Source organism: Streptomyces sp. NBC_00984, from assembly GCF_045162475.1.
Taxonomy (GTDB): domain Bacteria; phylum Actinomycetota; class Actinomycetes; order Streptomycetales; family Streptomycetaceae; genus Streptomyces.
The window spans coordinates 5,425,157-5,438,749 of the sequence record NZ_CP108734.1; the positions used below are offsets into that span (position 1 = coordinate 5,425,157).

At 68.5% G+C, this 13,593-nt stretch carries 11 protein-coding genes; 4 read left to right on the forward strand and 7 right to left on the reverse strand.

Annotation, left to right across the window (positions count from 1 at the left end):
* Positions 1-70 precede the first annotated feature (70 nt).
* The 3 genes from OG520_RS24285 (at position 71) to OG520_RS24295 (ending at position 2,882) form a co-directional block, all read left to right on the forward strand.
* Positions 71-868, forward strand: a complete 798-nt coding sequence (locus OG520_RS24285; RefSeq protein WP_406014588.1) for a trans-aconitate 2-methyltransferase — start codon at positions 71-73, stop codon at positions 866-868.
* A complete protein-coding gene (locus OG520_RS24290; RefSeq protein WP_406014589.1) occupies positions 868-1,230 on the forward strand; it encodes a VOC family protein in 363 nt (120 codons plus the stop codon). The genes OG520_RS24285 and OG520_RS24290 overlap by 1 nt, the downstream gene beginning before the upstream one ends.
* Positions 1,231-1,772: 542 nt before the next feature.
* Complete coding sequence (locus tag OG520_RS24295; protein WP_406014590.1) at positions 1,773-2,882, forward strand: RHS repeat-associated core domain-containing protein; 1,110 nt, start codon at positions 1,773-1,775, stop codon at positions 2,880-2,882.
* 1,363 nt (positions 2,883-4,245) lie between these two features.
* On the opposite strand, the gene OG520_RS24300 is transcribed toward OG520_RS24295, so the two are convergent.
* A complete protein-coding gene (locus OG520_RS24300; RefSeq protein ID WP_399327973.1) occupies positions 4,246-4,935 on the reverse strand; it encodes a TetR/AcrR family transcriptional regulator in 690 nt (229 codons plus the stop codon).
* Positions 4,932-5,933, reverse strand: a complete 1,002-nt coding sequence (locus OG520_RS24305; protein WP_406014591.1) for an acyl-CoA desaturase — start codon at positions 5,931-5,933, stop codon at positions 4,932-4,934. Before OG520_RS24305 ends, OG520_RS24300 begins: the two co-directional genes overlap by 4 nt.
* Before the next feature lie 289 nt (positions 5,934-6,222).
* On the opposite strand from OG520_RS24305, the gene ppc reads away from it, so the two are divergent.
* Positions 6,223-8,952: a phosphoenolpyruvate carboxylase gene (gene ppc, locus OG520_RS24310; protein ID WP_406014592.1), complete on the forward strand. Its 2,730-nt coding sequence runs from the start codon at positions 6,223-6,225 to the stop codon at positions 8,950-8,952.
* Between the two features lie 28 nt (positions 8,953-8,980).
* Here the strand turns inward: ppc and OG520_RS24315 are convergent, their stop codons facing one another.
* The 5 genes from OG520_RS24315 to glmU form a co-directional block, all read right to left on the reverse strand.
* Positions 8,981-9,451 (reverse strand): hypothetical protein, encoded by a 471-nt coding sequence (locus OG520_RS24315; protein ID WP_389975515.1) that lies wholly within the window; start codon positions 9,449-9,451, stop codon positions 8,981-8,983.
* Between the two features lie 111 nt (positions 9,452-9,562).
* Entirely contained in the window at positions 9,563-10,156 is a 594-nt protein-coding gene (gene pth / locus OG520_RS24320) for an aminoacyl-tRNA hydrolase (RefSeq protein WP_266418307.1), read from the reverse strand.
* Positions 10,157-10,274: 118 nt separating this feature from the next.
* On the reverse strand, positions 10,275-10,859 hold the full coding sequence (locus OG520_RS24325) for a 50S ribosomal protein L25/general stress protein Ctc (protein ID WP_266418309.1): 585 nt from the start codon (positions 10,857-10,859) through the stop codon (positions 10,275-10,277).
* Positions 10,860-11,041: 182 nt separating this feature from the next.
* Positions 11,042-12,016 carry a ribose-phosphate diphosphokinase gene (locus tag OG520_RS24330; protein WP_030976866.1) on the reverse strand — a complete coding sequence of 325 codons (975 nt, stop codon included), beginning with the start codon at positions 12,014-12,016 and terminating at the stop codon, positions 11,042-11,044.
* A 120-nt stretch (positions 12,017-12,136) separates the two neighbouring features.
* The gene (glmU, locus tag OG520_RS24335) at positions 12,137-13,585 is read right to left on the reverse strand and encodes a bifunctional UDP-N-acetylglucosamine diphosphorylase/glucosamine-1-phosphate N-acetyltransferase GlmU (protein WP_406014593.1); all 1,449 of its coding nucleotides are present in this window, start codon (positions 13,583-13,585) and stop codon (positions 12,137-12,139) included.
* Positions 13,586-13,593 lie beyond the last annotated feature (8 nt).

Sequence of the window (13,593 nt, forward strand, 5' to 3'; positions counted from 1 at the left end):
TCTGTCGACATGAAGTCTCTTGAATTCAAGTGTCTTGACATCAAGATATTTCTGGCGTGATCCTGACTCCATGACCTCACCCACCTGGGACCCGCAGCAGTACCTGCGCCACGCCGACCACCGCACCCGCCCCTTCCTCGACCTCCTCGCCCGCGTCGCCGATCTCCCGGCCGCCCCCGCACCCCGTATCGCCGACCTCGGCTGCGGAGCGGGCAACGTCACCGTCCTGCTCGCCGACCGCTGGCCCGAGGCCCGGATCACCGGCTACGACAACTCTCCGCAGATGCTCGAACGGGCCCGCGCCCACGCCGGCCCCCGCCTCGACTTCGCCGAGGCCGACGCCACGACCTGGACCCCCGCCGAGCCGTACGACCTGATCGTCTCCAACGCCCTGCTCCAGTGGGTCCCCGGCCACGCCGGCCGCTTCCCGGACTGGCTGGACGCGATCACCCCCGGCGGCACGTTCGCCTTCCAGGTCCCCGGAAACTTCGACCAGCCCAGCCACGTCCTGATGCGCGAACTCGCCGGCTCCCCGCGCTGGCGCGACCGCCTGGCCGGTGAGCTGCGCCATGCCGACGCCGTGCTCGCCCCCACCGCCTACCTCGACGCGCTGACCGCCCCCGGCATCACGGCGGACGTCTGGGAGACCACGTACCTGCACCTGCTGCCCGGCGAGGACCCGGTGCTCGACTGGGTGAAGGGCACCGGCCTGCGCCCCGTTCTGACCGCCCTGGCCGACGACCCCGAGGCCCGCGACGCGTTCCTCGCCGAGTACCGCGACCTGCTGCGCACCGCCTACCCCCGGGGCCCGCACGGCACGGTCTTCCCGTTCCGCCGCATCTTCGCCGTGGCCCGCAAGGAGAAGTGATGATCGCCGCCGTCGACCACGTACAGCTCGCCGCCCCGGAGGGTTCCGAGGACGCCCTGCGCGCCTACTACGCGAACATCCTCGGCATGACCGAGATCCCCAAGCCTCCGGCCCTCGCGGCCCGTGGCGGCTGCTGGTTCCAGGCGGGCCCGGTCCAGCTCCACCTGGGTGTCGAGCAGGACTTCCGCCCGGCAAGGAAGGCCCACCCGGGCCTGCGCGTCACGGACATCGAGGCGTACGCGGCCCGGCTGGCGGAGCGGGGCGCCGAGGTGCACTGGGACGGCGACCTGCCGGGACACCGGCGCTTCTACAGCCACGACCCGGTGGGGAACCGGCTGGAGTTCCTGGAGCGGGTCGCCTGACGAGCAGCCGGGCTCAGTCGTACCAGGTGACGTTGCTGCTCGATCGCCACGAACACGGCCCAGGAGTGGATGAACACCCTCAGCGGAGCGAGGCGCTGCGTCTGCTGCGCGTTCGTCGTGGCCTCGAAAAGATGCTGAGTGAGCGCGGGAATGCGGCTGGGAGCGATCCGGGCAACCGCAGCCCGCAAGGCGTCGGGCGTGAGCTCAGGCATGGGGATCAGCGGTCAGTACGGGTTGTCGGGCTGTGCGCTCACGGTGCCCCCGGTGCGGGTGATTCGGTCTTCGTCGAGCAGTTCGGCTCCTTCGAGGACGTGGCCGAGTATGAGCACGGTGTTTGACTACTTGCGATCCCAAGCGGCAGATACTTCGTGCAGCGTCGAACTACTGGCCGAGGCACGACAGGAGCTCACCCGATGAACAACGCACCACTCGAGTGATGCAGGGGCCCGAACTTGCCCTGCCCGTCGCCGCGTTCGCCGTGTTCCTCGGCGGAGTCAAGGGCAGCGGACTGGACCCGCTACTACACGCACAACGGCGAAACCGTGGCCGTCCGCACGGGGGCGACCACCTCGTACCTCATCAGCGACCACCAGGGCACGGCGATGACGGCCATCACGGTCGGAACTCTCGCCCTCACCCGCCGCAAGCAGCTCCCCTTCGGACAGCTCCGCACCACCCAGTCGACAGCGTTCGGAACCCGAGGCTTCGTCGGCGGCACCAACGACCCCACCGGCCTGACCCACCTCGGCGCCCGCGAATACGACCCCACCCTCGGCCGCTTCCTCTCCGCCGACCCCATCATCGACGTCAACGACCCGGCGCAGATGAACGCGTACAGCTACGCCCACAACAACCCCCTCACCAAGTCCGACCCGGACGGCCTCCGCCCCGACGGCCCAGCCGGCGGCGCCTCGTACAACGACGACGCCTGGGCACGGGACCGCGGCATGAACGCCGGCTACACCCTGAAGGGCAGCAAATGGGTCTGGCACCAGACACCCAAGAAGGACCCGGAATCCCAGTTCCTCTATGCCGCGTACCGCCAGAACACCAGCGGCTACCTGATCAACGACTACTACGCGAAGCAGCGGGCGAATAAGGCGGCGGAGTACCGGGCACAGGCCAAGGCGCGCGCCAAGGCGCAAGCGGAAGCCCGTCAGAAGAATAATAGTATTTTGGGTAGCATCAAAGGCGGCCTGGGGGGTTTCTGGAACAGGCACAAGGAAACCATAGTTCACCGGGCAATTAGCATTGGTGTCGGATTTGCTGCAGGTGTGGCGGCAGGAGCGATGTGTGCTGGGACGGCTGGAGTTGGGTGCGTAATAATCGCTGGAGCTGCCGTCGGTGCGCTGATAGGGACGCCGTCACATCTAATTGCCGATAAGGCGCTGGGGCATGAAACGACTGGGAGCGATGCTGCTCGGTATGCCCTTGCGTCCGCTGGAGGTGGGGCATTCCAGGGCGCTTTTAGGCTGCGATATGATGCCGGACCTGCGACTGTCGTGAGTAAGGGGGCCGTTCGGGGGGCAAGTTATCTCGGCAGTTCGGTTGCTGCGGGGGCAACCCGTCTGGGAGGGGCGTTGGCGGGCTTGGCGTCAAGGGGTTTCGGTCTGGGTGTGGGCGCCGGCGCCTGGCAGGATTCAAAAAATTAGAATTCCCGTATAATTTCCGGGGCTCTGTGCTTAATGCAGGGCCCCGGAATGGGTTCTGCCTAGAGGGAAGGTGGCGGCGGTGAAAATGCGCAAGGTGGTTTCCTCCAGTGTTTGGAGTTCTCCTGCTGATCGGGAGAGGGTCTATGCCTTGGCGGATACGCCTCTCGGACAAGTGACCCTGGTTCGCCGGCCAGCGGCCCGCAGTGATGCTATTTCGGCATCGGAGGGACACGAGTGCTGGAATATTTCCTTCTCGGGTTCGGAGGGAATCGAAGTGTATGGGCTCGGAGTGCCAGGCGTGGTGTCCTCTAGAATTCTTAAGCGTGGCACGCGCGGAAGGATGGGGGGATCTGAGTTTGAGATCTCTGTGAAATCCGCCTATCGAAAATCAAGAAGATGCGTCGAATTCGAAGGTCTCGATGTTTCCTTCGTTCGTCATGGTGTTGGCTTCGATATGGTTATGAGGGGCAAGCGGATCGCGCGATATAGGTTCGGAGGGTGGGAAATTGTTCCGGATGCGGCCCCGGGAATCCTTATTCTGTGTCTATTTGAGTGGGCGCGAATGGATTTCTTCCTGCGGGCTCCGCTGATTCGACTTCTTTGAGCCTTTTTCTCGCTGCACCCTACCGGCTGCGCTTCCCGCCCCTGACGCAAAGGATTGGTGTGGGCCCTCTCGTTCCTCACTGCTCCCCGGCCGGCGACCAGCGAGATTTCTACGATCGTGCGGGGCGCGCTGCCGAACTCGTGATCAGGAAAGAGGGGGCGTCACCCTGCTGCGCCGTCAGGCCCCTCTTTCCCTGCCCCTGCGAAACAGCTCCAGACACGCGAGCATGGCTCACCGATATGCGCTGCCATGGCCCGGGCATCCGCCATGGTTGGGCGCCCCACTGGCTGACGGCCGCTCGGCGGCCGCATCACTGACCCCGTCGCGGCGATCCCGAACTGCTGCACGCCTTCATCCGAAACGGAGTGGGCTACGAGATCCGCGAAGTTGCCAACCCCAATTGCTGGGCCTACTGGCTCAACATCCAACATCCCGGCTTCCCGCCCTGGCGACACCTTCGTTATCGACCGCTCTTGACGGGACCGTTCTTGGCTGCCGTGGAGCTCGTGCCGGGCCAATGTTGATGGCGCCGACGGTCGGAGCCGGGTCGATGGCCAACTCTGCGAGCAGCGTCCGCCTGCGTACCGTTCGGTCTTCGTCCGGGGGCCGACACTGGGACGCAGGCATGCCACGGACGCTCCCGTGAAGACGGTCCGTGATTCCCGTACAGAAGCGTCGTTCCTGGGGATGCGGACCCGAGAACGCTGCCCATTTGCCCGATTCGGGCTGATCCGGCCGAACGGGTGACCGGCCCCCCGTTCAGCTCTTGCGGTGCCCTATCAGCCTCGGCTTCGCCTCCAGGTTCTCCAGGCCATGCCAGGCCAGGTTCACCAGGTGGGCGGCGACCTCCGACTTCTTCGGCTTGCGGGCGTTCACCCACCACTGGCCGGTCAGGGCGACCATGCCGACCAGCGCCTGCGCGTACAGCGGGGCCAGCTTCGGGTCGAAGCCGCGGGCCTTGAACTCCAGGCCCAGGATGTCCTCCACCTGGGTGGCGATGTCGCTGATCAGGGAGGCGAAGGTGCCGGTCGACTGGGCCACGGGGGAGTCGCGGACCAGGATGCGGAAGCCGTCGGTGTACGTCTCGATGTAGTCGAGCAGGGCGAATGCGGCCTGCTCCAGGAGTTCGCGCGGGTGGCCCGCGGTCAGCGCGCTGGTGACCATGTCCAGGAGCTGGCGCATCTCGCGGTCGACCACGACGGCGTACAGGCCCTCCTTGCCGCCGAAGTGCTCGTACACGACCGGCTTGGAGACACCGGCGCGGGAGGCGATCTCCTCGACCGAGGTGCCCTCGAAGCCCTTGTCGGCGAAGAGCGTGCGACCGATGTCCAGCAACTGCTCGCGGCGTTCCTTGCCGGTCATCCGCACCCGGCGGGTGCGCCGGGGGGAGGAGGAAGGACGTTTTTTCTCGCTGCTGGTGCTGGAGTCGGTCGCCACGTCGTCAATCATGCCGCGTCGGCGCGCTCGGGGGAGCGCCGGGCGTCGATACGGCGGGACTCGATCCGGGCAGCGTCCGGCCAGCGCACGTCGTGCGCCCAGCCCAGCTTCTCGAACCAGCGGATCAACCGGGCACTCGAATCGATCTGCCCCCTCATCACACCGTGCCGGGCACTCGTCGGATCGGCGTGGTGCAGGTTGTGCCAGGACTCCCCGCAGGACAGGACCGCCAGCCACCACACGTTCCCGGACCGGTCACGCGACTTGAAGGGCCGCTTGCCGACCGCGTGGCAGATCGAGTTGATCGACCAGGTGACGTGGTGCAGCAGGGCCACCCGGACCAGCGAGCCCCAGAAGAAGGCCGTCGCCGTGCCCCACCACGACATCGTCACCAGACCGCCCACCAGCGGCGGCAGCGCCAGCGAAACGGCCGTGAGGGTCATGAAGTGGCGGGAGACGCCGCGGAGCGCCGGGTCCTTGACCAGGTCGGGGGCGTACTTCTGCTGCGAAGTCTGTTCCTGGTCGAACATCCAGCCGATATGGGCCCACCACAGGCCCTTCATCAGGGCGGGCAGACTCTCACCGAAGCGCCACGGCGAGTGCGGGTCGCCCTCCGCGTCGGAGAAACGGTGATGCTTGCGGTGGTCGGCCACCCAGCGCACCAGCGGGCCCTCCACGGCCAGCGAACCGGCGACGGCGAGAGCGATGCGGAGCGGGCGCTTCGCCTTGAAGGAGCCATGCGTGAAATAGCGGTGGAAACCGATCGTGATGCCGTGGCAGCCGATGAAGTACATCGCCACGAGCAGGCCCAGATCGAGCCAGCTCACGCCGCGGCCCCAGGCCAGCGGCACCGCCGCGACCAGCGCCACGAACGGCACCACGATGAACAGCAGAAGGGCGATCTGCTCGATCGACCGCTTGTTGTCCCCGCCGAGCGTGGCGGAGGGAAGGGTCTGACCGTCGGCCGCCGATGGCTGGGCGCCGTCGATCGCAGCGGGGCTGGTGTTCATGGGGAGTCCCCTGGGGATGAGGAATACGACGGATAGCTCTGGCTACGGTTCCGTAACCTACGGCAACGTAAGTATGGCAGCGCGGAGGCCCGCTGCACGAGAGCGCGACGGGCCGTCCACGAAGGGGAAACCCGATCGGGCCGCGAGCGGTGCCGACGGAGTGGACACCTATCCTGGTGGGGTCGGACAGCGCGGTCCGCACTCTGCTGTCCCGGGGTGGCGTCAGCATCGCTGCCTGCCGCGGCCCCGGAGAACCCCCGTGCTCAACCACTGCAAGGAGCCGCACACTGTGAGCAGTGCCGACCAGACCCCCGCCGCCAGCCCCGAGCTGCGCGCCGACATCCGCCGCCTCGGCGACCTGCTGGGCGAGACCCTCGTACGCCAGGAGGGCCAGGAGCTCCTCGACCTCGTCGAGCGCGTCCGCGCCCTGACCCGCACCGACGGCGAAGCCGCGGCCCAGCTCCTCGGCGACACGGACCTGGAGACCGCCGCGCAGCTCGTGCGCGCCTTCTCCACCTACTTCCACCTCGCCAACGTCACCGAGCAGGTCCACCGCGCCCACGAGATGCGCGACCGCCGCGCCGCCGAGGGCGGGCTCCTCGCCCGCACCGCCGACCGGCTCAAGGACGCCGACCCCGTCCACCTGCGCGAGACCGTCAAGAACCTCAACGTACGACCCGTCTTCACCGCACACCCGACCGAGGCCGCCCGGCGCTCCGTGCTGAACAAGCTCCGCCGCATCGCCGCGCTCCTGGAGACGCCCGTCGTCGACGCCGACCGGCGCCGCCAGGACCTCCGGCTCGCCGAGAACATCGACCTCATCTGGCAGACCGACGAACTGCGCGTGGTCCGCCCCGAGCCCGCCGACGAAGCCCGCAACGCCATCTACTACCTCGACGAACTGCACGCCAACGCCGTCGGCGACGTACTCGAGGACCTGGCCGCCGAACTCGAACGCGTCGGCGTCGAACTGCCCGCGGGCACCCGCCCGCTCACCTTCGGCACCTGGATCGGCGGCGACCGCGACGGCAACCCCAACGTGACGCCCGCCGTCACCTGGGAAGTGCTGATCCTCCAGCACGAACACGGCATCACCGACGCCCTCGAACTCATCGACCACCTGCGCGGACTGCTCTCCAACTCCATCCGCTACACCGGTGCCACCGACGAACTGCTGACCTCGCTCGAAGCCGACCTGGAACGCCTCCCCGAGATCAGCCCGCGCTACAAGCGGCTGAACGCCGAGGAGCCCTACCGCCTCAAGGCCACCTGCATCCGGCAGAAGCTCGTCAACACCCGCGAGCGCCTCGCCACCGGCACCCCGCACCGCCCCGGCTGCGACTACCTCGGCACCGCCGAGCTCCTCGCCGACCTGGAACTCATCCAGACCTCACTGCGCGAGCACCGCGGCGGACTCTTCGCCGACGGGCGGATGGACCGCACCATCCGCACCCTCTCCGCCTTCGGCCTCCAGCTCGCCACCATGGACGTCCGCGAACACGCCGACGCCCACCACCACGCCCTCGGCCAGCTCTTCGACCGGCTCGGCGAGGAATCCTGGCGCTACGCCGACATGCCCCGCGACTACCGGCAGAAGCTCCTCGCCAAGGAGCTCCGCTCCCGCCGTCCGCTCGCCCCGACCCCGGCCCCCCTCGACGCCGCCGGCGAGAAGACCCTCGGCGTCTTCCACACCGTCAAGGAAGCCTTCGAGCGCTTCGGCCCCGAAGTCATCGAGTCCTACATCATCTCGATGTGCCAGGGCGCCGACGACGTCTTCGCCGCCGCCGTACTCGCCCGCGAGGCCGGCCTGATCGACCTGCACGGCGGCTGGGCCAAGATCGGCATCGTGCCGCTCCTGGAGACCACCGACGAGCTGCGCGCCGCCGACGTCATCCTCGACGAGATGCTCGCCGACCCGTCGTACCGCCGTCTGGTCTCGCTGCGCGGCGACGTGCAGGAGGTCATGCTCGGCTACTCCGACTCCTCCAAGTTCGGCGGCATCACCACCTCCCAGTGGGAGATCCACCGCGCCCAGCGCCGCCTTCGCGACGTCGCCCACCGCTACGGCGTACGGCTGCGGCTCTTCCACGGCCGCGGCGGCACCGTCGGCCGCGGCGGCGGCCCCTCGCACGACGCGATCCTCGCGCAGCCGTGGGGCACGCTGGAGGGCGAGATCAAGGTGACCGAGCAGGGCGAGGTCATCTCCGACAAGTACCTCATCCCCGCGCTCGCCCGGGAGAACCTGGAACTGACCGTCGCGGCCACCCTCCAGGCCTCCGCGCTGCACACCGCGCCCCGCCAGTCCGACGAGGCCCTCGCCCGCTGGGACGCCGCGATGGACACGGTCTCCGACGCGGCGCACGCGGCCTACCGCAAGCTCGTCGAGGACCCGGATCTGCCCGCGTACTTCCTCGCCTCCACCCCGGTGGACCAGCTCGCCGACCTGCACCTGGGCTCGCGGCCCTCCCGCCGCCCCGGCTCGGGCGTCTCGCTCGACGGCCTGCGGGCCATCCCGTGGGTCTTCGGCTGGACCCAGTCCCGGCAGATCGTGCCCGGCTGGTACGGCGTCGGCTCCGGCCTCAAGGCCCTGCGCGAAGCCGGTCTGGACACCGTCCTGGAAGAGATGCACGAGCAGTGGCACTTCTTCCGGAACTTCCTCTCCAACGTCGAGATGACCCTCGCCAAGACCGACCTGCGCATCGCCCGGCACTACGTCGACACACTCGTCCCCGACGAGCTGAAGCACGTCTTCGACGCCATCGAGGCCGAGCACGCGCTGACCGTCCAGGAAGTCCTCAAGGTCACCGGCTCCACCGAACTGCTCGGCACCAGCCCGGTGCTCCAGCAGACCTTCGCCATCCGCGACGCCTACCTGGACCCCATCTCCTACCTCCAGGTCTCGCTGCTGGCCCGCCAGCGCGAAGCCGCGGCACGCGGCGAAGAGCCCGACCCGCTGCTCGCCAGGGCCCTGCTGCTCACCGTGAACGGCGTCGCCGCGGGCCTGCGCAACACCGGCTGATCCCACCCGGACACGGGTGCGGCCCCGCTCACAGGGCGAAGAACGTCGCCACGAGCAGGGCCGCACCCGCGATCCCCGTGCACCAGCCGGTACGGGACAGCCGCAGGCCACCACCGATCACCAGCCCCGACAGCAACAGGGCACCGCCCAGCGGCACCCAGGCGTGCAGAAAGCCCGGTGTCCCGGCACGCACCACATCATCCGTGCCCGGCTTCACCACGACGGGGAACCGGTCGCCCCTCCTCGCCGCGACGGACCTGTCGATCGTCACCCGGGAGCGCGCGACGGCCTGCCCCGACGGCGCGAACGGACCGGTACAGACATCGGCGCCGCAACCCGTCACGGTCATCGTGCCGTGCTCACGGCCCTTGGACAGAACTATGTGGTGCGCCTCGTTCCAGGACGACAGCACACCCGCCACCAGCAGCAACAGGACGACACAGCCCATGGCGGCGTTGCGGGCGTAGACCAGGGCGCGGTGGGAGGAGCTCCGCTTCATGGGGAGCGATCCTTGGGCAGACCGGCACCACCGGTCAACTCGTGGCCGGAAATCGCCGGGGTACCGGCAGGAATGTCAGAGTTGTGCGCGCCACCGCCGTTGCTGCGGGCGTCAGGAGTTGTACGCGCTCTGCGCGCGCTCCAGGCCCTCCGCCAGCAGACACTCCACCGAGTCCGCAGCCCGGTCCACCATGTACCCGAGCTCCTTGCGCTCGGTGGACGAGAAGTCCTTCAGTACGAAATCCGCGACCTGCATCCGCCCCGGCGGCCGCCCGATCCCGAACCGGATCCGGTGATAGTCCGCACCCATCGACTTGGTCATCGACTTCAGCCCGTTGTGCCCGTTGTCGCCACCACCCAGCTTCAGCCGGAGTGTCCCGTAGTCGATGTCCAGCTCGTCATGGATCGCCACGATGTGGTCGGTCGGCACCTTGTAGAAGTCGCGCAGCGCCGTGACGGGACCGCCCGACAGGTTCATGTACGACATCGGCTTGGCCAGGATCACCCGCCGGCTCGCCGGGCCGGGCGGGCCCATCCGGCCCTCCACAACCTGCGCCTGCGCCTTCTGCGCCCGCTTGAACTTCCCGCCGATCCGCTCGGCCAGGAGATCGGCCACCATGAAGCCGACATTGTGCCGGTTCGCCGCGTACTCGGGACCGGGATTGCCGAGGCCCACGATGAGCCAGGGATCAGTGGCGTCGGACATCTCTGCTCGGTCTCCTCGCGTGCGACGGCTGGTTACGGGGGCTGATCACAGGGAAACGGGGCGGCAGGTCCTCGAACAAGGAACCGCCGCCCCGTCAGTCAAGCAGTGCGGGCGAGGCTCAGGCCTCGGCGCCCGCTTCGGCGGACTCGGCAGCCGGCTCCTCGGCCTGCGCGGCGACGACCTGGAGCACGACGGCGTCCTCGTCACCGGCCAGCACGGAGCCCTTCGGCAGCGGGATGTCCTTGGCGAGGACGGACGCACCGGCGTCCAGGCCCGCGACGGAGACCGTGACGGACTCGGGGATGTGGGTGGCCTCGGCCTCGACGAGCAGGGTGTTCTGCACGTACTCCAGGAGGTTGCCGCCCGGGGCCAGGTCGCCCTCGACGTGCACGGCGACCTCGACGTTGACCTTCTCGCCGCGCTTGACGGTCAGCAGGTCGACGTGCTCGATGTCGCCCTTGAGCGGGTTGCGCTGCACGGCCTTCGGGATGACCAGCGCGTCCTTGCCGTCGATCTCCAGACCGATGAGGACGTTGGCGGTCTTGAGCGCCATCATCAGCTCGTGACCCGGCAGGGTGACGTGAACCGGCTCGGCACCGTGGCCGTAGACGACCGCGGGAACCAGGTTGGCGCGGCGGGTGCGACGGGCGGCACCCTTGCCGAACTCGGTACGGACCTGGGCGGCGAGCTTGACCTCAGCCATGACTGCACTCCTCGTAAGGTGACGAAAATCGGACGGTCACCCGGCCCACGACAGGCCTGCTACGAAGAGCGCGTCGATAACGGACCGCCGTACACATGAGTACGGCCTCCCTCGCCGAGCAACTCGCTGAGTCTACCCGGCGGGGAGGCCGCCCCCAAAGTGGATCTTCGGTACCGCTGTTCCTACTGCTCCTCGAAGAGGCTGGTGACCGAGCCGTCCTCGAAGACCTCACGCACCGCGCGCGCGATCGTCGGGGCGATCGACAGCACCGTGATCTTGTCGAGCTCCAGCTCGCCCGGGGTCGGCAGGGTGTCCGTGAACACGAACTCGCTGACCTTGGAGTTCTTCAGCCGGTCCGCGGCCGGACCCGAGAGCACACCGTGCGTCGCCGTCACTATGACGTCCTCGGCACCGTGCGCGAACAGGGCGTCGGCAGCGGCGCAGATGGTGCCACCGGTGTCGATCATGTCGTCGACCAGGACACAGACCCGGCCCTTCACATTGCCGACGACCTCGTGGACCGTCACCTGGTTGGCGACGTCCTTGTCCCGGCGCTTGTGCACGATGGCGAGCGGGGCGTCCAGGCGGTCGCACCAGCGGTCGGCGACCCGCACCCGGCCGGCGTCCGGGGAGACGATCGTCAGCTTCGAGCGGTCGACCTTGGCGCCGACGTAGTCGGCCAGGATCGGCAGCGCGAAGAGGTGGTCCACCGGGCCGTCGAAGAAGCCCTGGATCTGGTCCGTGTGCAGGTCGACGGTGAGGATGCGGTCGGCACCCGCCGTCTTCATCAGGTCGGCGACCAGACGGGCCGAGATCGGCTCGCGACCGCGGTGCTTCTTGTCCTGGCGGGCGTAGCCGTAGAACGGCACGATCACCGTGATGGAACGGGCCGAGGCGCGCTTCAGCGCGTCCAGCATGATGAGCTGCTCCATGATCCACTTGTTGATCGGAGCGGTGTGGCTCTGGATCAGGAAGCAGTCGGCGCCGCGGGCCGATTCCTGGAAGCGGACGTAGATCTCACCGTTGGCGAAATCGAAGGCCTTCGTCGGCACGAGGCCGACACCCAGCTGGTGCGCAACCTCCTCGGCCAGCTCGGGGTGGGCGCGGCCGGAGAAGAGCATCAGTTTCTTCTCGCCGGTCGTCTTGATCCCGGTCACAGCACAGTCTCCTCAGACGTGTTCCTGGCGCTGCGCGCATGTGTCCCGATGCGCAACGAGCCAGCCGAAATGGGGTGAGCATCTATCACGGTACGCCGTGCGCGGCGCACCTGTTTCCGGTCAGCTTTCGCTGTCGCGCTCCGATGCGGCGGCCTGAGCCGCCTGCGCGGCGCCGCTTCCCGGACGCTTGCGGGCCACCCAGCCCTCGATATTCCTTTGCTGGCCGCGGGCGACGGCCAGCGAACCGGGCGGTACGTCCTTGGTGATGACCGAGCCGGCCGCGGTGTAGGCGCCGTCCCCGACCGTGACGGGCGCCACAAACATATTGTCCGACCCGGTACGGCAGTGGGAGCCGATCGTGGTGTGGTGCTTGGCCACGCCGTCGTAGTTCACGAAGACGCTGGCGGCACCGATGTTGGTGTGGTCGCCGATCGTCGCGTCGCCCACGTAGCTCAGGTGCGGGACCTTGGTGCCCTCGCCGATCGTGGCGTTCTTCATCTCCACGTACGTACCGGCCTTGGCCTTCGTGCCGAGCGTGGTGCCGGGCCGCAGATAGGCGTACGGACCGACCGTCGCGCCCTCGCCGACCTCGGCCCGGTCCGCGACCGTGTTGTCCACGCGCGCGCCCGCGCGGACGACGGTGTCCGTGAGCCGGGTGTTGGGGCCGACCTCGGCGTCCTCGCCGAGATGCGTGGTGCCGAGCAGCTGGGTGCCCGGGTGCACGATCGCGTCCCGCTCGTAGGTGACGGTGGCGTCGATCAGCGTGGACGCCGGGTCCACGACGGTCACCCCGGCCAGCATGGCCCGCTCCAGCAGCCGCTGGTTCAGCAGCCGCCGGGCCTCGGCCAGCTGGATCCGGTTGTTGATGCCGAGGATCTCGCGGTGGTCCCCGGCCGGTGAGGCGCCGACCCGGTGCCCGGCCTCGCGCAGGATGGAGAGGACGTCGGTGAGGTACTCCTCGCCCTGGCTGTTGTCGGTACGGACCTTGCCGAGGGCGTCGGCGAGCAGTCGGCCGTCGAAGGCGAAGACCCCGGAGTTGATCTCCCGGATCTCGCGCTGGGCGTCGGTGGCGTCCTTGTGCTCGACGATCTCGGTGACCGCGCCGTCGGCCGGGTCGCGGACGATGCGGCCGTAGCCGGTGGAGTCCGGGACCTCGGCGGTCAGCACGGTGACGGCGTTGGAATCGGCCGTGTGAGTGGCGGCGAGCGCGGCGAGCGTCTCGCCGGAGAGCAGCGGGGTGTCGCCGCAGACGACGATCACGGTGCCGTCGACGGTGCCGCCCAGCTCGTCGAGACCGACACGCACGGCGTTGCCGGTGCCCTTCTGCTCGGTCTGGTGGGCGGTCCGCAGCCGGTCGTCGACGGCGTCGAGGTGCGCGGTGACCTGCTCGCTGCCGTGGCCGACGACCACGACCAGGTGTTCGGGGTCCAACTCGCGGGAGGCGGCGACGACATGTCCGACGAGCGAGCGCCCGGAGATCTCGTGCAGGACCTTGGGGGTCTTCGACTTCATGCGGGTGCCCTCACCCGCTGCGAGGACGACGACGGCTGCCGGGCGTTCGGAGCTCACAGAAATGC

What these genes read in the sequence shown, in the direction of transcription:
- OG520_RS24285 (WP_406014588.1), top strand. Translation starts at nt 71, where the DNA reads ATGACCTCACCCACCTGGGACCCGCAGCAGTACCTGCGCCACGCCGAC.
- OG520_RS24290 (WP_406014589.1), top strand. Translation starts at nt 868, where the DNA reads ATGATCGCCGCCGTCGACCACGTACAGCTCGCCGCCCCGGAGGGTTCC.
- OG520_RS24300 (WP_399327973.1), bottom strand. Translation starts at nt 4,935, where the DNA reads ATGATTGACGACGTGGCGACCGACTCCAGCACCAGCAGCGAGAAAAAA.
- OG520_RS24305 (WP_406014591.1), bottom strand. Translation starts at nt 5,933, where the DNA reads ATGAACACCAGCCCCGCTGCGATCGACGGCGCCCAGCCATCGGCGGCC.
- OG520_RS24315 (WP_389975515.1), bottom strand. Translation starts at nt 9,451, where the DNA reads ATGAAGCGGAGCTCCTCCCACCGCGCCCTGGTCTACGCCCGCAACGCC.
- pth (WP_266418307.1), bottom strand. Translation starts at nt 10,156, where the DNA reads ATGTCCGACGCCACTGATCCCTGGCTCATCGTGGGCCTCGGCAATCCC.
- OG520_RS24325 (WP_266418309.1), bottom strand. Translation starts at nt 10,859, where the DNA reads ATGGCTGAGGTCAAGCTCGCCGCCCAGGTCCGTACCGAGTTCGGCAAG.